At 64.6% G+C, this 19,719-nt stretch carries 15 protein-coding genes; 10 read left to right on the forward strand and 5 right to left on the reverse strand.

Annotation, left to right across the window (positions count from 1 at the left end):
* Both KBA48_RS25565 and KBA48_RS25570 read left to right on the forward strand, forming a co-directional pair.
* The coding region (locus KBA48_RS25565) for an MBL fold metallo-hydrolase (RefSeq protein WP_292911522.1) at positions 1-652 on the forward strand (652 nt) is incomplete at its 5' end.
* 33 nt (positions 653-685) lie between these two features.
* Positions 686-1,462: a sulfite exporter TauE/SafE family protein gene (locus KBA48_RS25570; RefSeq protein ID WP_292911523.1), complete on the forward strand. Its 777-nt coding sequence runs from the start codon at positions 686-688 to the stop codon at positions 1,460-1,462.
* Positions 1,463-1,506: 44 nt separating this feature from the next.
* Here the strand turns inward: KBA48_RS25570 and KBA48_RS25575 are convergent, their stop codons facing one another.
* From KBA48_RS25575 to KBA48_RS25590, 4 genes are read right to left on the reverse strand one after another with little or no spacing between them, the layout of a single operon-like run.
* A complete protein-coding gene (locus tag KBA48_RS25575) occupies positions 1,507-2,214 on the reverse strand; it encodes an ABC transporter ATP-binding protein (RefSeq protein WP_292911524.1) in 708 nt (235 codons plus the stop codon).
* A gap of 10 nt (positions 2,215-2,224) precedes the next feature.
* A complete protein-coding gene (locus KBA48_RS25580) occupies positions 2,225-3,616 on the reverse strand; it encodes a DUF3526 domain-containing protein (RefSeq protein ID WP_292911525.1) in 1,392 nt (463 codons plus the stop codon).
* A complete protein-coding gene (locus tag KBA48_RS25585; RefSeq protein WP_292911526.1) occupies positions 3,613-5,031 on the reverse strand; it encodes a DUF3526 domain-containing protein in 1,419 nt (472 codons plus the stop codon). The genes KBA48_RS25580 and KBA48_RS25585 overlap by 4 nt, the downstream gene beginning before the upstream one ends.
* Positions 5,031-7,214, reverse strand: coding sequence for a TonB-dependent siderophore receptor (locus KBA48_RS25590; RefSeq protein WP_292911527.1), 2,184 nt, complete (start codon positions 7,212-7,214; stop codon positions 5,031-5,033). Before KBA48_RS25590 ends, KBA48_RS25585 begins: the two co-directional genes overlap by 1 nt.
* 316 nt (positions 7,215-7,530) lie before the next feature.
* Between KBA48_RS25590 and KBA48_RS25595 the strand changes: the two genes are divergently transcribed.
* Positions 7,531-8,463 carry an NAD(P)/FAD-dependent oxidoreductase gene (locus KBA48_RS25595; protein WP_292911528.1) on the forward strand — a complete coding sequence of 311 codons (933 nt, stop codon included), beginning with the start codon at positions 7,531-7,533 and terminating at the stop codon, positions 8,461-8,463.
* An 18-nt stretch (positions 8,464-8,481) separates the two neighbouring features.
* Here the strand turns inward: KBA48_RS25595 and KBA48_RS25600 are convergent, their stop codons facing one another.
* Entirely contained in the window at positions 8,482-9,117 is a 636-nt protein-coding gene (locus tag KBA48_RS25600; RefSeq protein WP_292911529.1) for a TetR/AcrR family transcriptional regulator, read from the reverse strand.
* A gap of 444 nt (positions 9,118-9,561) precedes the next feature.
* Here KBA48_RS25600 and KBA48_RS25605 point away from each other — a divergent pair, with 444 nt between their 5' ends.
* From KBA48_RS25605 to KBA48_RS25635, 7 genes are all read left to right on the forward strand, one after another.
* Complete coding sequence (locus KBA48_RS25605) at positions 9,562-10,671, forward strand: NAD(P)-dependent alcohol dehydrogenase (protein WP_292911530.1); 1,110 nt, start codon at positions 9,562-9,564, stop codon at positions 10,669-10,671.
* Positions 10,672-10,682: 11 nt separating this feature from the next.
* Complete coding sequence (locus tag KBA48_RS25610; protein WP_292911531.1) at positions 10,683-12,200, forward strand: class I adenylate-forming enzyme family protein; 1,518 nt, start codon at positions 10,683-10,685, stop codon at positions 12,198-12,200.
* 13 nt (positions 12,201-12,213) lie between these two features.
* Positions 12,214-13,656, forward strand: coding sequence for an aldehyde dehydrogenase family protein (locus KBA48_RS25615; protein ID WP_292911532.1), 1,443 nt, complete (start codon positions 12,214-12,216; stop codon positions 13,654-13,656).
* Positions 13,653-14,156 carry a TlpA disulfide reductase family protein gene (locus KBA48_RS25620; RefSeq protein WP_292911533.1) on the forward strand — a complete coding sequence of 168 codons (504 nt, stop codon included), beginning with the start codon at positions 13,653-13,655 and terminating at the stop codon, positions 14,154-14,156. Before KBA48_RS25615 ends, KBA48_RS25620 begins: the two co-directional genes overlap by 4 nt.
* Positions 14,157-14,159: 3 nt before the next feature.
* Positions 14,160-15,779, forward strand: a complete 1,620-nt coding sequence (locus tag KBA48_RS25625) for a hypothetical protein (protein ID WP_292911534.1) — start codon at positions 14,160-14,162, stop codon at positions 15,777-15,779.
* A 145-nt stretch (positions 15,780-15,924) separates the two neighbouring features.
* Positions 15,925-18,921 carry a TonB-dependent receptor gene (locus KBA48_RS25630; protein WP_292911535.1) on the forward strand — a complete coding sequence of 999 codons (2,997 nt, stop codon included), beginning with the start codon at positions 15,925-15,927 and terminating at the stop codon, positions 18,919-18,921.
* Between the two features lie 69 nt (positions 18,922-18,990).
* Positions 18,991-19,578 (forward strand): SCO family protein, encoded by a 588-nt coding sequence (locus KBA48_RS25635; RefSeq protein ID WP_292911536.1) that lies wholly within the window; start codon positions 18,991-18,993, stop codon positions 19,576-19,578.
* Positions 19,579-19,719: the final 141 nt, after the last annotated feature.

Here is a 19,719-nt window from a genome sequence, read left to right on the forward strand (position 1 = left end):
TGTCCATGCCGACCACCTGTCGGCAGCGCCCTATATCCAGGGTATCCTGGGCGGCAGGCTGGGGATCGGCCGCCACATCACCATCGTGCAAGAGACCTTCGGCAAAATATTCAACGAGGGAACGGATTTCCAGCGCGACGGATCGCAGTTCGACCGGCTGTTCGATGATGGCGACACCTATCACATCGGGGCCATGGCGTGCGTTGCGATCCATACTCCCGGCCATACGCCGGCCTGCATGACCCATGTGATGGGTGACGCCGCCTTTGTCGGCGATACATTGTTCATGCCCGATGCGGGTTCAGCGCGGGCCGATTTCCCAGGGGGAGATGCCGGCATGCTGTATGACTCGATCCAGAAGGTGCTGGCGCTGCCCGATGCGACGCGGCTGTTCATGTGTCACGACTATGCCCCCAATGGCCGCGAAATCCGCTGGGAAACCAGCGTGGCGCAGGAGAAGGCGGACAACATCCATGTCGGAGCCGGCAAGGCCAGGGAACAGTTCATCGCCTTCCGCACGGCGCGCGACGCTACCCTGGACATGCCAAGGCTGATCCTGCCGTCCTTGCAGGTGAACATGCGTGCGGGGCATTTGCCGCCACCCGACGCATCGGGCACGCGCTTCCTGAAGATGCCGCTGAATGTGCTGTGACCGGTCCCGCCGGTTCCAGGACGGGGAATTACCATGCATGACATCCTGCACCTTGTCCTTGGCGGTCTATCCGGTGTTCTGGTCGGGCTGACGCTGGGGCTGGTCGGTGGTGGGGGGTCCATCCTGGCCGTACCATTGATGGTCTATCTGGTCGGCGTCGCAAACCCGCATGTGGCCATCGGTACCAGTGCGCTGGCTGTCGCCGTGAATGCCGCCTTCAGTCTCGGCCACCATGCCCAGGCTCATACGGTGAAATGGCGATGCGGCGCGATCTACGCCCTGGCCGGCATCATCGGTGCGGCAGCGGGATCGACGCTGGGCAAAGCCATTGACGGCCACAAGCTGCTGTTTCTGTTCGCGATGGTCATGCTGCTCGTGGGCGTCCTGATGCTGCGCAACCGTAATGCGACGGGCGATCCGGGTGCCCAGTGCAGCAGGGACAATGCCGGCAAGGTCGTCGGTTTGGGCCTCGCAACCGGCACCTTCTCCGGCTTCTTCGGCATCGGCGGCGGGTTCTTGATCGTGCCAGGGCTGCTCGCCTCCACCCGGATGCCCATGATCAATGCCGTGGGCACAAGCCTTGTCGCTGTCAGTGCCTTCGGCCTGACCACAGCGGTGAATTACGCCCTTTCCGGGCTGATCGACTGGGGTTTGGCGGCGGTCTTCATCCTGGGGGGTGTCATCGGCGGCATGGCCGGCGTAGCCCTTGCCCGGCGATTGTCGGGCAAGGGTGTGTTGAGCAGCGTCTTTGCCGGGCTGATCTTTGTCGTCGCTGCCTATATGCTCTGGCATAGCTGGCAGGAATTCTGAGCGAAGGCCATCCCACTACCAGATTGATAACGCACCAGCCATTATCAATCGCCCGCCATTTCCTCCAGATAAAGTGCTTCCAGATCCTGGGTGGTCACCGAGGCTGCGGTCAGCGTGCGGCGCAGGCGGCCTGCGCGCATCAGGCCGATGGAGGTGCCCACCTCCCGTGCCCGGAACAGGTCGTGCGTGGCCATCAGGATTGCGGCCCCCCGGTCACGCTGACGGTTCAGCAGTTCATGGAATTCGGCCGATGCCTTGGGGTCCAGGCCCGATGTCGGTTCGTCCAGCAGCAGGGCCCTGGCATCCTTGGCCAGCGCCAGCGCGATGCCCACCTTCTGCCGCATGCCCTTGGAAAAGTCGCCCACCCGCTGATCAAAGGCCGCCGGCTGCAGACCTGCATCGGCCAGACATTGCCGCAACCGGGCGGGTGACCGGTCGGGTACCTGGCTGAGGCTGGCGAAATAGGCCAGGTTCTCCATCCCCGTTAGCTCGTCATAAAGGGCGACCATTTCCGGGATGTAGAGCATGCGTCCACGCGCAGCGCGCGGATCGCGGGCCACGTCGATGCCATCCACGATGGCTGCGCCTGCTGTCGGGCGCAACAGTCCCAGGAACAGTTTGATGGTGGTCGATTTGCCGGCGCCATTGGCGCCCAGCAGACAGTAAATCTCCCCCGGCTGCACATTCAGATGAAGATCGTTCAGCGCGGTATGGGCGCCATATTGTTTGGAAAGGCCGGTCGCGGTCAGCATGGATCGGGTCCTAAAGGTCGGTGGCGGCGCTGCGGCCGAGAATGATGGCGGCACCCAGCAGCAGGCAGGCAATGAACAGGACGACCAGATCAATCAGCATCTTTGCCTGGAAGGGGCCTGCCGCCGGCTCCTGAAAGTGGAATTTCGGAACAAGATCATAATCTTGCGACGTCATCAGCAGATCGCGGTCCAGCCGGTCGGCCAGCCAGCGCTCCAGCTCCTGCTTGAACCCCATGGCCTGCTGCTGAAAGGACAGGGCGCGGTCGGCATCCGAACCGGCGATGCGGTCCAGCGCGTCTTGGGTGGCCACGGCCGGCAGGAACAGGCGCAACCGGTCCAGGATGGCGTGGCGCCGGGCCAGCGCGTCGTCATGGGTTGCAACCATGGGGGCCAGCTTCGCATCCTCCACAGCGCGTTCGGCCATGAAGACGCGGATGCGGTCGGGGATGTTGGAGGCTGGTGTGCGGATCACCTCCGGCCCGTTCGCCTCCCGCGCCAGACGCTGGTCGCGGCGGATGGCCAGGCTTGCGGCCCGGTACTCGTTGGCGAACTGCACTTGCGAGGGCGCAGGCGACAGGATATCGGCGGTGGCCAGTGCCAGGGCCGGCCCCAGCACCACGATCAGCAGCCAGACGGCGCCACCGGCCAGGGCGGCATCTGTCGACCGCTTGGCGAAGACATTGATCAATGTCGCCACGAGGATCCAGAACAGGCCATAGGCGCCGACGGTCAGGGCGGTGGCGATCAAGCCGCCCGGATCGTCGGCGCCCACCAGCAGCAGGGCCCCCAATGTCACGATGATGGCGGGTGGCAGCAGCGCTAGGGCGCGGGCCAAAGCCTTGCCTGCCAACAGGCTGGTGATGGGTACCGGCTGCGATAGGATCAGGGCCGCCACGCTGCGTTCCCGCTCGCGCGACCACAGGTCGAAGCTGCCGGCCAGCAGCAGCAGCGGCAGCATGACGATGATGACGAAGGCCAGATCAAACCGTCCCGCCGCCCGGACTGCCGGATTGTCCAAATCGGCCCGGAAGGCGTCGAACATGGTGATGTCAGACAGGGGCTGGGTGCGGGCGGCATAGGGGTAAGCCTCCGCCTGACCGATGGACAGGGGCGCCATGACGCCTGGCGACAGGATGGGACGGAAGGGTGTCACCTGCGGTGTGGCGAAGAACATGTTGGCGCCGGGCTTTGCCTCGGCCAACTGCCTGCGTTTCAGGGCGACGATCGTATCGGCCTCATTGGCGACAACCTGTCCGGCCTGCATGCGGGCGGCGGCCCATTCGGCACCGCTCCAGGCGCCATAGGCGGCGAATGCCATGAACAGCAGCATCAGCCAGGGCAGGGCCCGGTCGCGGCGCAGTCGCCGCAACTCATGCCCGATGATGGGGAGAAGCATGCTCATGCCCGGCGCTCCAATCGTGTGGCGGCCCAGCGTGCGAAGGCCAGACAGGCGGCCAGCCAGACGGCCAGGATGGCCAGGCTGGGTGCCTGATCCCGCCAGGCATCAGCCGTGATGACCAGACGCGGGGTGAAGCGCACCCCCTCGGCGAGGGCTGACACATCGGTGCGGTAGATGCCGCCATCCTTGGGCTTGTTGCGCCTGATATCGTCGTTCAGCGCCTGGATCAGGGCGAAGCGGTATTTTTCCGCATCGTGCAGGAACAATCGGTGGGCGGCGACATCGGTGCCCGCCATGGCCCGTGACCAGGGGATCATGGCCAGGGTGGGGGAAATCAGGGAGAACAGACGCTGCGTCTGGTTTTGCCGGTGATATGTCGCGAACAGGGCCTCATAGTGGCGGTTATAGGTCTCGCTGGTATTGCCCTCGCCAAACTGCAGGGCCACGCCCTCGAAATTGAAGGGCAGATCCTCGATGCGGGTGACGCCATGTTGCTGCATCAGGTCGGCCTTCACGGCGTTCAGGCGCGCATCATAGGGATCATGGCCGCTGATCCCGTTCTTCGCCTCGTCGGTCACGGCATTTTCAAACGCCGGGGCACTGGGCGTGGGGTACAGCCGTTCGGCCATCGCAGGCGCAATCCGCGGCAGCAGCAGGGTCGTACAGGCCCAGAGGCCCAGCAGCACGACCAGGGCCGACCGGGCCGATGGCAGCAGGGCCGAAATGCTGACGGTCAGGCCGGCATGGACCAGCAGATAGAGCGCGTAGCCCCCACCCATGGCCAGCAGGGCCAGAAAGGCGTCGGCCGGTGCGCCGATGCTCAGCAAGGCCACGATGCCTGCCGCCATGAAAATGCCCAGCAGCCCTATGGCCGCTGTGCCCAGACCGATGAAGCGGCCGAACATCAGGGCAGGGCCGCTGGCCCCGGCCCCCAGTTCCTGGCGCAGTCTTTCACACGCCCGCTCCCCGGAAAAGATGGTGAAACCGCTAAGGATGATCAGCAGCGGGACCACCACCTGCAAGGCCCAGGCGGGGCTGAAACCGGCAAAGCGGGTGATTGAAGTGCCGCCTTCCATCGGGCGGTCCCGCGCCGGGTTGCGTGTATGCGCCTCTGCCCGGACGGAGATGCCGAGATAATTCGACAGCCCCGGATCGAAGGCGGCCAGCGGGGAGAGGGGGGCATAGAGGTTGCGCCCCGTATGGGCGGCCCCATGCGGGTTGACGGGACCCAGCGCGTCCCAGATTTCCTCATCCGTGACGGCGGCTGCCTGCCGCTCGGCAGTCTGCGCCTGCTGCCTTGCCGCACCGGTGACCAGACTGGCGACCGCCAGCATCAGCAGCGCCAGACACAGCCAGCGCAGCCTTGTGTCGCGCTCCATCAACAGCAATTGGTGTCGGGCGATGGCCAGGATCGGCATCAGAACCTCGTCCGCATCGACAGGGTGACGTTCCGGGGATCGCCGAAGGTGTTGTAGGTGTTGGGTCCGCCGACACGGGCGTAATAGACCTTGTCGAACAGGTTGTTCACCGATACGGACAACGCGGTATTGGCGGTCAGACTGTAGCCGCCATGCAGGCTGAACACCGCGTAGGCTTCCTGCTCACGCACATCCGCGACACCGCCGCCCAGCAGCGTGCTTTGCGCCTGCACCCCGATGGCGCCCCAGGCCCGATCCCAGCCCGGCGTTGTTGGCCGGTACTTGGCAAAGAATTTCAGGCTGTGCCTGGGTTCCCAGGTGTCGAAAGCCTGGCCCACCAGACTGGCCGTGGAATTCTTCAGATACTGGGTCTGGATGAAGGAATAGCCGATGGACAGGTCGAGCCCCGGATAGGGGCGACCGGTCAGTTCCGCATCCACGCCTTCCACCTCCACCTCGCCCAGTTGCAGGAAGAAGCCGGGATGGGCCGTGTCGGTGAAGGAGCGGTTGACGTCGCGGGTATTATAGGCCGCCAGCGAAGCCATCAGCGCCTCATCCAGGAAGGCCCCCTTGATCCCGACCTCGATCTGCTTGCCGATGCGCGGGTCCAGCGGGGTGCCGCCGCTGCTGGTCCATTTCAGCGCCGTCTGTGGGATGAAGATGTCCGAATAGCTGCCATAGACGGTGATGTTGGGCCGCAGATAGTAGACGAGGCCGCCATAGGGCGTGACCTCGTTCTTGGCATTGGCGCCCCGGACGTAATTGGTCGGGGCCGGGTTAGGGGCGATCGTGCGGCTCTTGGATTCAAAGTCGCTGACGCGGACGCCGGCGACGGCGATCAGCCCGTCGAACAGCTCGAACCTTCCCTGGCCATAGAAACCATCCTGTTCGGTTACGCTCTGGCTGCCGTTATTGTAGTTCAGGGCCGGCATGGGCACATTGGCCGCATCCTCCAATGCGATGCCGCTGCCGGCGGGGGAACCGGTATAGGGGGTGTTGTTCAGGCTGACACCGGCAAAATCATAGAGTTCCCAGGCGTAGCCAAAGGTCAGCGTATGCTTGCGCCCGAACAAATGCAGCGGGCCGGAGGCATAGAGATCGACGCCTGTGCGCTCTGTCGTGCCGTCGTTGGAGCGGCGGTTATAGCTGGAGAAACGGTTGGTCACCGGGTTCAGGCCCGTGCCGGGCGTGGGGAAACCGTCGGTGAAGATCTTGTTCTGGTCGCGATAGGTCAGCTTGCCGCGCACCACCCATTCATTGGCGAAGGCATGGCGCAGATCGCCGGAATACTCGATCGTCTCATAGACGTTCAGGTTCCAATCCGGATACTGGTTGGTGGAGCGGGGAACGTCGATGAACTGGTTGTGGAGCGGGTTTCCGGGCAGGAGGTAATTGGCCAGCCCCATGCTCATCGCCTCGCCCCGGTCATCCTGATAGGTGACCATTGCTGACGCCGTCGTGCGTTCGGTGACATCGAAATCCAGCACGCCGTACGCGACAACCTTCTCCTCATGCGAGCGGTCGGTATAGAAGTCGCGGTCGAGATAGGAACCGGCGATGCGGCCGCGCAACCGCCCGTCCAGCCCAAGCGGCCCGCCGACATCGCCCTCCATCCGGTAATTGTTCCAGGTGCCGACCGAGGCGGCGAAGCTGGCCGCGCTCTCCGCCAACCCGCGCTTGCGCACGAAATTAGCAGTGCCGCCGGGCTGGCCGGAGCCTTTGAAAATGCCGGCGGGACCGCGCAGAACCTCCACCTGCTCATAAACGATCAGGTCGAAATCCTGGGCCTGACCGCTATTATAGGCGGGAATACCGTCATAGGAGACGTCGAGAAGGTAGCCGCGTGAGCGGATCTGCCCGATCAGCCCGTCCCAGGTGGAAACATGCAGGCCCGGCACCTGCGCCAGTGCATCGACCATTGTCACCAGGTTCTGGTCCTGCATGCGCTGCTGCGTGATGACGCTGACGGAGTTCGGCACTTCCAGGACGGAAACCGGCTCCTTGCCGCCAATGGTCACCGTCTTTGCTGCATAGCTGTATTTTGTCGCCTCCACCACGATGGGATTGATTGGCGCGTCCCTGTCATCCGGGCCGGCTGTTGCCGTCCGGGCCAAGCCGGTCGTGGCCATCAAGGCACAGGTGAGGGACGCCGTGATGAGACGGGCGGTAGTGAAGCAAGCCATGGGAATTTGCCGATCAATAAGGAAGGCGTACAAGAAGGAAACGCAACATATGTAATGTTATAACATTTATCAATATGGTTCCGCTGGTTATCTGATATCCTACCTGAAGACGGCGAAACCCCACCCATCGGCGGGCTTTGGGTCCAGGGCGCGCGAGCGTTCTATGGTTGAAGGGCTGGTAGAGCCCGGTTGACACTAAAAGAGCCGGAAGATGGCGAGTTTAGACAGACGCAGGTTCGTCCAGTCCGCAACCGCCATCATTCTGGCGTCAACGGACAGGTCCGCGACGGCGGAGATCGTTCAGGGAGCACGAAGAATGGCAAATGACGTGGTGGTCATCGGAGGAAGCTTTGCCGGCTTGAGCGCGGCACTGCAGTTGGGCCGGGCGGGGCGGACGGTACTGGTCCTGGATGCCGGCGCTCCCCGCAATCGCAATGTCCGGCATTCGCACGGGCTTTTCGGTCTGGATGGCGAGAGGCCGGGGAAAATACTGGATCAGGCCCGGGGCCAGGTCTTGAGCTATCCGACAGTGCGTGTTCAGAAAGCGGCCGTCATCGATGTGGCGCATGTCGACGGCCGCTTTCACCTTTCAACCCGCGACGGGGACCGCATCGAGGCCGGTTGCCTGCTGCTGGCCACCGGGGTGACGGATACCCTGCCCGAGATTGAGGGACTTCGCGAACGATGGGGCACATCGGTACTCCACTGCCCCTACTGCCATGGGTTCGAATTCATGGGAAAGCGGATCGGGGTGTTGGCCCGGACGCCGATGGCGGTGCATCAGGCCTTGCTGTTGGCCGACTGGGGCCCCGTAACGCTGTTCACCAACGGCGCCATTACCCCGGACCCGCAACAGACGGCCCGATTGGCCGCCAGACGGGTGAGGATCGAGACCGTTGCCGTGGCGTCCCTGACGGGGGAGGGCGAGGCTCTGCACGGCATCCGCTTGCAGGATGGCCGCATCCTGGATCTGGATGTGCTGTACACCGCGCCGACAATCGGGCTGAACAATGGTTGGATCGCGGCCCTGGGATGCGATATCGACCAGGGTCCGTTGGGTCCGCTTATCCGCACGGGCCCTGGGCAATCGACGAACGTGCCGGGACTCTACGCTGCCGGCGATTGCGCCCGCCAGCCGCACAATGCGACCTTTGCCGCCGCCGATGGCGTGGCGGCGGCGATGGCGATCCACATGCGTCTGATTGAGGCCGACATTCAGCGGAACCTTCCGGACAGTGCCGATCGGTGACAGGCGAGGCTTTCGCGCTCACTCCGGCAATGGCCGCTGGCTGAGGCGTTGCGCCTCCGACCCATCAAGGCCCAGGGCGCGCATGAGCATGACGCACAGGTCGGTGCCATGCGATGGTGCGCGCCCTTCATCCAACTGGCCGCGCAGGGCTGCACGCACGGCGCCGACCAGAAGGTCGGTGGCGGTGGTCAGATCTTCGAACTGCAACCGGCCCGTCTGCCGTCCGATCATAAGGTCGGGGCCGGGATAGGTCAGCAGGTCGTCATTGACGCTGTCGCGATCCGCCGACAGCGCATAGACCAACCATCCCCAGGTCGGATCATCCGCGGCCCGCCGCAGGACCAGCCGGATCATGGCGCAAAGCCGCTCCGCGGGATCGGCCAAAGTCGCACTTGCCCGCTGGATCTCCTGCATCGGATTGCGGCCGACCTGCACCCACAGATCGGCGATCAGTTCATCGCGCGTCGTGTAGTAATTATAAAATGTGCCGCGTGCCACCTCGGCGGCCTGGATGAAATCATCGATGGTGGCCTTGTTCTCCCCCATTTCGGCCACGACCCGGGCGGCGGCGGCCAGCAACCGCCGGCGGGTGCGTTCCCGTCGCTCCTGCCCGATCTCGCGCCGCCGCGCATTGGCATCCACAGCGTTCGACATTCATCCCCCGACGGTTCTGCGAAACTCCGGATATGGACGTTATCAATTCATATTGACAAAAATGGTCCAATTCCGTTTCATGTCCATACCGGCACAAAGTCGGCGACGCAAAGCATAATTTGCGCGCGAACATAACAGAGGTTGGGAGGAACGACAGGAATGTTTGGTCCCTGACATCGTCCGGCGCTACCGCAGACGTCCATCGACATCATCCGCTTTGACGGCCGTGTTTGTAGCCGGTCAGCGAACCAGTGACTTGCTGGAACCGTGGCGGCCATTCCGGCTCCCCCGGGCAGGGACTGTCATGCTGTCTGCTGCCGCAATCTTCCCGCGTCGCGACATGGTGGCCTGATGCGTCCGTTTGGAAAAAAACGGTCAATTGTTTTTAAACGAAAGGCGTGAGGCCAGGCCATTAGGTCGCCCGCGCCCCACAGGGAGGCGACTATGCTGACATATCAGGCGGCGGTGATACGCGAGACGAACGGCCCCTTCCGGATGGAAACCCTGGAGATAGAGGACCCGCGCGACGAGGAGGTTCTGGTACGCGTCGTCGGTGTCGGCATGTGCCATACCGATCTGGTGGTCCGTGATCAGTATTTCCCCACGCCGCTGCCGGCCGTTCTGGGACATGAGGGGGCTGGCGTGGTGGAGAAGGTGGGCAGGGCTGTCACCAAGGTGGCCCCCGGCGACCATGTCGTCCTGACCTATGCCAGTTGCGGCAAATGCGTGAACTGCCTGAAGGGCATGCCCGGCTATTGCCTGGACCTGTACGGGCGCAATTTCAGCGGTGGCCGGCCGGATGGCTCGTCCGCCTGCTGCGACAAGCATGGCGGCCGGGTCAGCAGCCATTTCTTCGCGCAGAGTTCCTTTGGCGATTATGCCCTGGCCACGCAGCGCAATGTCGTGCGCATCCCGTCCGATGTGCCGGTAGAGATTATGGGGCCGCTGGGCTGCGGCATCCAGACGGGGGCCGGCGCTGTCATCAACGCCCTGAAGCCCGGTGCGGGCACCAGCATCGCCATCTTCGGCGCCGGTTCCGTCGGGTTGGCGGCGGTGATGGCGGCCAAGGTCGTGGGCTGCGCCACCATCATCGCCGTGGATCTGAACGAGCAGCGCCTGAAGCTGGCGACGGAACTGGGCGCCACGCATGCCATCAATGCCGGGTCCGGGGACCCTGTGGCCGCGATTCAGGCCCTGACGGGCGGGGAAGGGACCCAGTATACGCTGGAATGCACCGGTCTGCCGCGCGTGGTGCGTCAGGCGGTCGACAGCCTGCGCCTGACGGGCGTGTGCGGGATCGTCGGTGTGGCGCCGCTGGGTACGGAAGTGGCGCTGGACATGAACGGCCTGCTGTTCGGGCGCACGGTGCGCGGCATTATCGAGGGCGACAGCGTACCCGACATTTTCATCCCGCAACTGATCGAACTCTGGCGGCAGGGAAGGTTCCCCTTCGACCGGCTGATCCGCTTCTATCCCCTGTCGGAGATCGATGCGGCGGCGCATGCGTCCGAACGGGGCGACGTGTTGAAGGCTGTTTTGTTGCCGGGTCGTTGAGGAGACGGACCATGCGGGAATTGATCAGCCATCTGCCGGTCCAAGCGGCGGCCCGGTTCGGCGGCACCCCGGCACTCACCCTGGCCGGGGGATTGACGCTGGACTTCGCCACCATCGAGGAAAGGGTCGCCCGGTGCGCGGGCGGACTGGCGGCGCGGGGCCTGGGGCGGGGGGAGAGGGTCGTTCTGCATCTGCCCAATGGCTGGGAATGGATCGTCGCCTATTATGCCATTGCCCGGCTGGGGGCCGTTGTGGTGCCGGCCAACATTCTGCTCAGCCCGTCGGAAGTGGCGTTCCTGGCCACGGATGCGCAGGCGTTTGCGGTGATTGCACCGGCGGAAAGACTGGCGGCGGTCCGGGCTGCCGCCGCTGATCTTCCGTTCCTGTCGATCCCACTGGAAGGGCCGGGGGAGGATGGCTTTCGGGCCCTGCTTTCCGCTCCGCCGCTGCCGCCGGTGGAACTGGCACCGGATGACCTGTTCACCATCGGCTATACGTCGGGAACAACGGGCCGGCCCAAGGGCGCGATGCTGAGCCATCGCAACATCTTTGCCAGCACGGCCATGACGGCGACCATCCATGTGCGCCGTCGCGGGGAATCGGTGCTGACGGCGCTGCCCTTCCCGCATGTCTATGGCAACATTGTGCTGAACGCCGCCTTCCTGGTCGGCATGCGTCTGGTGGTCATGGAGCGGTTCGATCCCGGCGCGGCCCTGCGCCTGATCGGCGCCGAGCGCATCACCCTGTTCGAGGGGGTGCCCACCATGTACTACCAGATGCTGGCCGATCCGGGGCTGGCGGCGGCCGACCTGTCCAGTCTGGAGCGCTGCACCGTCGGCGGCCAGACCATGCCGACGGCCAGCATTGAGGAGGTGGAGAGCCGGTTCGGCTGCCCCCTGCTGGAACTTTGGGGCATGACGGAGGTGGCGGGCCCGGCCATATCCCATTCACCCTATTGGCCCGCGCATCACGGGTCGATCGGCCTGCCCTTTCCGGGGATGGAGGTTCGGATCGCCGACCTGGAACAGCCGGACCGGGAGGCGGCGGCCGGCACGGCCGGCGAATTGCGGGTCAGGGGACCGCTGGTCACGCGCGGTTACTGGCGCAATCCCGCGGCGACGGCCGATCTGCTGGACGCTGACGGCTGGCTGGCCACCGGCGACGTGGCGGTGCGCGATGCCGGGGGCTATCTGCGCATCGTCGACCGCCGCAAGGATATGATCATCACCGCCGGCTACAATGTCTATCCGGCGGAACTGGAGCAGGTGCTCGCCCGGCATCCGGCCATCGCCATGGTCGCCGTGGCGTCGGTGCCGGATGCGCAGAAGGGCGAGTTGGCCAAGGCCTATATCGTTCTGCGGCCCGGTGCCCAGGCGGATGCCGCCGCCATCGAAGCGCATTGCCGCTTTTATCTCGCCGCCTACAAGGTGCCGCGGCTCTATGCCTTCGTCACCGACCTGCCGAAAACCAGCACGGGCAAAATCCTGCGCCGCGCCCTGCGCGAAGCGCCGCCCACAACCCATGCCTGAAGGGAGGCACGCCATGCCCATCGATTTTTTCGCCGATTACCGGATGACCATCAATGGAAGCCTGGAAACCGCCGATGCATCGTTCGACACGTTCAACCCGGCGACGGAGGAGGTGCTGGCCCGCGTCCCCGATGCCCGGCGTGACCAGTTAGACGCCGCCGTCGCCGCCGCCAAGGCCGCCTTTCCGGTCTGGAGCGCCCGTCCCTTGTCTGAACGTCAGGCTATGGTCGCCGCCATCGGCGATGCCATCGAAAAGCATGCAGAGGATTTCAAGCGCCTGCTGACCCTGGAACAGGGCAAGGCCCGTGCAGGCGCCGAGTGGGAAATCGGCGGATCCGTCATCTGGTGCCGGGAAATCGCCACGCAGTCGCTGCCCGACCTGCTGGTGGAGGATAGCGAGGCGCGGCGGGTGGAGACGCGGCATGTGCCGCTGGGCGTCATCGGCGGCATCACGCCCTGGAACTTCCCCGTGCTGCTGGCCATCTGGAAGGTCGCGCCGGCTCTGGTCGCCGGCAACACCATGGTGCTGAAGCCATCGCCCTTCACACCGCTCTGCACCCTGAAGCTGGGGGAGTTGTGCCGCGACATCCTGCCGCCGGGCGTGCTGAACATCGTGTCCGGCGGCAACGATCTGGGCGCCTGGCTGACCGCGCATCCCGACGTGCGCAAGATCAGCTTTACCGGGTCGACCGCCACAGGCCGGCACATCATGGCCGCCGCCTCGGGCAACCTGAAGCGCGTTACCCTGGAACTGGGCGGCAACGACCCGGCCATCGTGCTGCCCGACGTGGACGTGAAGGCGACGGCCCGGGAACTGTTCTGGGCGGCGTTCCAGAACAGCGCCCAGTTCTGCGTGGCGGCCAAGCGACTTTACATCCATGCCGACATCTATGACGAACTGGCGGCGGCCCTGGTCGATTATGCCCGCACGGTGATAGTCGGCGATGGCGCGCAGCAGGGTACCGACCTGGGCCCCATCCAGAACCGCATGCAGTTCGACAAGCTGAAGAACCTGCTGGCCGATGCGCGCGACCAGGGGCACCGTTTCCTGCTGGGTGGCGATGTGCCCGCAGGGAAAGGTTATTTCGTTCCCGTTACAATCATCGATAATCCGCCCGATGACAGCCGCGTGGTGGTGGAGGAAGCCTTCGGCCCCGTCCTGCCGCTGCTGAAGTTCGACGATATCGACGATGTGGTGCGGCGGGCCAACGACACGGATTACGGCCTTGCCGCCTCCGTCTGGTCCGGTGACATCGAGAAAGCCCGCGCCATCGCGGCCCGGATCGAAGCCGGAACGGTGTGGATCAACGAAATCCACAGCTTCTCCCCGCACATCGCCTTTGGCGGGCACAAGCAGTCGGGCATCGGGATCGAGAACGCGCTGGAAGGACTGGCCGAATATAGCAATGTCCAGACCATCTATACCACCCGCCGGTCGCCGGGGCAGGCGGCTTGAGTGGGCTGCGGCGGCGGCATTTGCTGGGGTCCCTGGCACTGCTGCCGCTGGTTGCCGCCGCCAGGGGTGAACCCGTCATCACCGACCTGACGGGTGTGGCCTGGCGAATGGCGGATTTCAGGGGTGGGCCGTTGCTGCTCGACATCTGGGCAAGCTGGTGTGCGCCTTGCGTCGTCGCGCTGCCGATGCTTCAGCAGATGGCGACGGAATTTCAGGTGGATGGGCTGCGGGTGGTCGCCCTGTCGATCGACCGGGGCGGGGCGCCGGCCGCACTTAGGGCCTATCACCGCATGGGCATCACGGCGCTGCCCCTTTACCTGGGCGATCCCGATGCCGTCACGGCGGGCTTCGCCGTCAAGAGCCTGCCCACCACCTTGCTGTTCGACGCCGCAGGCCGGGAGTTCGCTCGCTTCGCGGGTACGCAGGCGGCCCCGGCCGACCGCTTGCGGGCAGCCATCCTGGATCTACTGCGCTCAGCGCACAGCCAAGCAAAGGACTGATCCATGCCTCCTTTCTCGCGCCGGTCGGCACTGGCCGGATTGTTTTTGACAATCGCGGCGCCTTTTGCGGCATCGGCATCGACGACCCCGCCGGACCCGTCGCGCTATCCGATCCTGGATGACAAGCAGTTGGGCCATGTCAACGCCATCGTGCGCTTGGCCGGGCAATTGAACAGCGACTGGTCCGGTATGGGGTCGGACGAGCCGGGGCAGGGCGGCTTTGACGCCTATCGCTATCAATTGGCGATGATGAGTTACACCCTGTCGCTGGTGCAGTACCATTACACGCCGGCCTATCGCGAGTTGACGCAGGCGACGGACGCCCGACTGATCGACAAGATGCTGCTGTTCGATGTCTGGGGCTTCTGGGAACTGACCAGCCGGGGCGCCAAGGGCTTCGATCCCGACCTGAAGGAACTGGGCGAGGGCTGGATCGATCCCGTCAAGCGGCAGAACATCATGTATAGCGGTCATCTGTTTCAGATGATCAATACCCATCAGATGCTCTATGCGGACGGGCGCTATGACCAGCCGGGCTCCATCCGCTTCGTCTATGACCCGACTGGCCGTGGCATGGGGCGGCAGGATTTCGTCTATGACAATCATTCCCTGGCCAAGGTCCTGGCTGACCAGTTCCGGGAAAGCGGCTGGAAGGGGATCGAGTGCGAGCCCAACGCCATCTTCCCGGAATGCAACCAGCACCCGCTGCTGGGCTTCGCGCTTTATGACCGGCGTCACGGCACCGATTATTTCAAGACGATCTCGGCTGAATACAGGCGGCAGTTCGACCAGTTGAACTATGTCGACCCGCAGACCTCCTCCTTCATGATGATGTATCTGATCAAGCAGGAGAAGACGCTGCCGGTGCAGATGGCCTGGTCCGATGGCTGGTCCGGCAGCTTCATGCATGCCTGGTACAAGCCGCAGGTGGAAAGCCTGTACCCGGTCCAGAAGGCGCATCATCTTGTGCAACTGCCCGACGGTACCGCCACCGTCAAGGCGACGGCGCCGAGCCATTTCTACAGCCATGACCATGGTTTCTTCACGCTGCTGGCGGCGGAGGTGGGGGATACGGATACGCGCGACCGGATGCTGGCCTATGCCGACCGCTACTGGGCGCCGCAATGGCGGGACGGCGCCTATGTCTTCCCACGGGAGGACCGGTTCAAGTTCCAGGGCGACGGGTCCGATGTCTGGCGGCGGGTGCAGCCGCTGACGGGCAACGGCCTGATCGGGTTGGCGCGGGTCAATGTCCGCGACGGGCTCCATGACCTGTTCAACAAGCCGTTCGCCGACGACCATTTCAAGCAACCCTATGTCAGCGGCATCGGGCCCGGCGGTCCGCAGGTGGCGCGCGCCCTCTATGACGACAAGGAGAAGGCCCTGATCGTCACGCTCCGTCCGGGGCGGGCGGGCGGCGCCTCCGCCTGGACCGTCAACAACCTCACACCACGCGGGTCCTATGGCCTGTGGCGTGACGGCGTCAGGCTGGCTTCCCTGCGCAAGGGCAAGCTGATGTCCGACGCCAGCGTTCCCACCGGCGCCCTGGCGGTGGGCGACGGCAGCCTGATGGTCGATCTGCCGGTCACGTCGGAAACCAGCTTCGTGCTGATGCAGGAATAGAAACAGGCCGGGGAACGGCCCGGCCTTTCAAACAGGAACTCCACCAGCCGGCGGCGGCATACCCGTCGCCGGAAGGGGAAGTGCGCGCCGTCATCAGGCGGTCGCGGGTGCAAACCAAGCAAACAACGAAAATGGGGAGGTTACGATGAGGAACTATCTGAAACAGGGCGTCTGCCTGCTGGCGCTGGTCGCGGTGGGGCCGGTGCTGGCCCAGGATGCGGGTACACCGGAACAACTGGACGAGATCGTGGTAACCGGGTCGCGCATCGCCCGGCCCGATTACGCATCCGCCAGCCCGACGGTTTCCGTGGGTGCGGAGGCATTGGCCAGCACGGGCGGCACGACCCTGGATTCTGTTTTGAACCAGTTGCCGCAATTCACGCCCTCGCGCGGCGCCACCTCGGGCGGTGGCACCCAGGGCGGGGGCGGCCAGGGGCAGGTCACGGCCAATATAAGGGGCCTGGGGCCGCAGCGCACGCTGGTCCTACTGGATGGCCGGCGGGTGGCGCCGTCCAATGCCGACGGTACCGTCGACCTCAACACCATTCCCGAAGCCCTGATCGGCAGCATTGAGGTGGTGACCGGCGGTGCCTCGGCCGCCTATGGCTCCGACGCGGTGTCCGGCGTGCTGAACTTCAAGCTGCGCCGCGATCTGGAAGGCATCCAACTCGATGCCAAGGGTGCCATCACCGAAAAGGGCGATGGCGAGAATGGCAGCCTGCAACTGTCCTGGGGCGGCAAATTCGCCGAGGGGCGGGGACAGGCCATGCTGAGTATGGGCGTGCATCGGCGCGATCTGATCAAGTCGGTCAGCCGCGATTTCTACCGTCAGGTCAACGGCAACTTCATCCCGCCCACGGCCTTCTACGCCAATGATGCCGGCAATCCGTTCAGCTTCGCCAGATTGGGTACCCTGTTCGCGGGCTATGGAACGCCGCTGAACGCGACACAGCTTGGCATCGCCTCGCAATTGCTGGGGGTGAATGGCGACGGGTCGCTTTACAGCATCTTCAACCAGTCGCTGGCCGGTTCCCCCTATGGCTTCGCCAACTACAAGGGCCCCACGGGGCCGGATGCCGTTTTCGAACGGTCCAGCCTGCTGAACGTCAATTATTCGGCCAGCAATACGCTGCAGGGGGCCTTGTCGCGCCATACGGCCTTCGGGCGCGTGGAATATGAGGTGGTGGAGGATGTCACCGCCTATGCGCAGATGAGCTACAACGAGAACCGCGCTTGGTCCGGGCTGTCGCCGGTGTTCACGGGCCAGACCTTCGGCGTGTTCATCCCGTTCGCCACGGCGGCGGAGAAGGCGCGCGTGCAGGCCCAGGCACCGGGCATTTACGCACTGATGATGACGCGCCCGGACCCGGACCAGGCCTTCAGCATCTATAAGGGCTTCACCGACAATGTGCTGGGTCCGCGCCGGTCGGAGGCGCGGTATGAGGTCAGTCAGTTCCTGACCGGCCTGAACGGGCGGTTGCCCTCCATCGGCGGCACCTGGGAAATCTATGCTTCGCGCGGGCGGGCGACGACGCAGGACAGCCAGGATGGCGGCAGCCTGACCGCCATCCAGCAACTGATCGCCAATCCCGACCTGTGCGGCGGCTTCAACATTTTCAGCGGTGCTGCCCAGCCGCAGGCCTGTGTCGATTATATCCGCCGCACGGCCCGCAGCGTGACGCGGACCACCCAGGACCTAGTCGAGGCCAACCTGCAGGGCGGGTTGTTCGACCTTCCGGCCGGCGAGGTGCGGTTCGCGGCCGGTGGCGGCTACCGCGAAAGCAGCTATCGGTTCCAGCCGGACTCCCTGTATCTGGTCACCGTCACCTCCTCCCCGCAGGGGCCGCGCAATCCGGCCACGTCGGACTTCCTGGGCAATCTCGGCTCGCCCCCCGCCGATGGCGCGTCGGATGTGTACGAGGCCTATGGCGAGTTGCTGGTGCCGCTGCTGAAGGACCTGCCCTTTATCCAGGAACTCAACCTGGGCACCGGCCTGCGTTATTCCCATTACGACACGGTCGGCGACATCTACACCTACAAGGGTGAGCTGGACTGGCGGGTGGATGATAGTGTCCGGTTCCGTAGCGGCTATAACCGCGCGGTGCGGGCCCCCAGCGTCGGTGAGCTTTACAAGGCGCAGGCCGGGGGCTTCACCCAGATCGGCGATCCCCGCAATGGCCAGGGCGATCCCTGTTCGTTGAGCGGTCCCTATCGCAACGGCCCCAATGCCGCGCAGGTGCGGGCCCTGTGCCTGTCAAGCGGCCTGCCGGCGGCGGCCATCGACAGCTACAACTACAATTACCCGGTGGCCGTGTCGAAGAACCAGTCGAACCCCAACTTGAAGGAGGAGACGGCCGATACCTGGTCGGTCGGTACGGTCTGGTCGTCGCGGAGCGATCATCCGCTTCTGTCCGGCCTGTCGGCGTCGCTCGATTACTACACCATCAAGATCAAGGACGCGATCGGCACCGTGCCGGGCAATATCTCGCTGGGCAAATGCTTCAACAGCGGTGGTGACAACCCGACCTTCTCGCCCGACAATTTCTATTGCAAGCTGATCCTGCGCGATCCCGGCACTGGCGTGCCCATCAAGATCGACATTCCCACCTTGAACCTGGCCACCTACAAGACGTCGGGCATCGATTTCCAGGTTGATTGGGCGGCCGATCTGGATGCTTTTGGCCTGTCGGGGTATTCTGGCCGGCTGGCCATCAATGCGCTGGTCAATTACCTGGACAGTTTTCGCATCCAGGCCCTGCCCGGTGCCGCCACCTTTGATTATGCCGGTACCATCGGCGATGCGCAGATCGACAGTTTCGGCATTTCCAAGCCGAAATGGAAGGCGACGCTGACCACGCGTTATGCGCTGGATCCGGTCGATATCATGGTGCGCTGGCGCTATGTCGACGCCATGAAGGACAGTTCCAGCGTCAGCGGCGGTACCGCCCCCGGCGTGGGATCGGTGAACTATACCGATCTGGCCCTGGGTTGGAACATCGAGACCGGTATTCGGGTCAGTGCCGGCGTCGATAATCTGTTCGATCGCGGCATTCCCACCTGGACCGGGTTCGGAACGACGGACCCCGTCACCTATGACGTCCTGGGCCGGCGCTTCTATCTGTCGGCGCGGGTGAATTTCTGACCCCGACGGGCCGGGGGAGGCGCGTTCTCCCCCGGTTTCGCACAGTGCTGAGAATAGGGAATGATGATCGTGAGTATCGCCCGGATCTCCATCCTTGCCCTGACGGTCGCTGCCGGCGGCGTCGCTGTTGCCGGGGAGCCGGTGCTGCATCCTGCCTTCCGCCTTGTCGCCACGGATGGGAAAACCGTCACCCAGGACAGCCATCGCGGCGACTGGCAGGTCGTGCTGTTCGGCTATACCTATTGTCCCGACATCTGCCCCACGACCCTGGCCGGGCTGACCGTGGCCCTGCGGCAGATGGGGCCGGTGGCCGATCTGGTGAAACCATTGTTCATCTCGGTCGATCCAGGGCGCGACAGCAAGCAGCATCTGGCAGAATATCTGGCCCTGTTCGAGGGACCGGTCACGGGCCTGACCGGCACGGACGAACAGGTGCGGGCGGCAGCCACTGCCTTTGGCGCCCGCTATATGGTGGAACCCGGCACTGGCCCGGATGATTATCTGATCAGCCACACGGTGACACTCTTCGTCCTGGACCCGCGGGGGCGCCTGGTTGACCGGTTCCGGGGCGATGACGGTCCTGTTCCCATTCGCCGCCGGCTGTGCGCCCTGGTCGATCCAGGTGGGTGCGGGGCGGAAGGGGTGGGACCGGATTGATGCCGCACCTTCCGCCCCCGCCTCAGAAATCCCGCAGCGGGGCCATGTCAACAATCCATTCCGCAAAGGCGGCGGGGGTGGCGCTGGGCCGTTGCTGGAACCGGCTGTAGATGGCCTCCAGCCGGGCGCACTGTTCCGGCA

The sequence above is a fragment of the Niveispirillum sp. genome (assembly GCF_017996735.1).
GTDB lineage: Bacteria > Pseudomonadota > Alphaproteobacteria > Azospirillales > Azospirillaceae > Niveispirillum.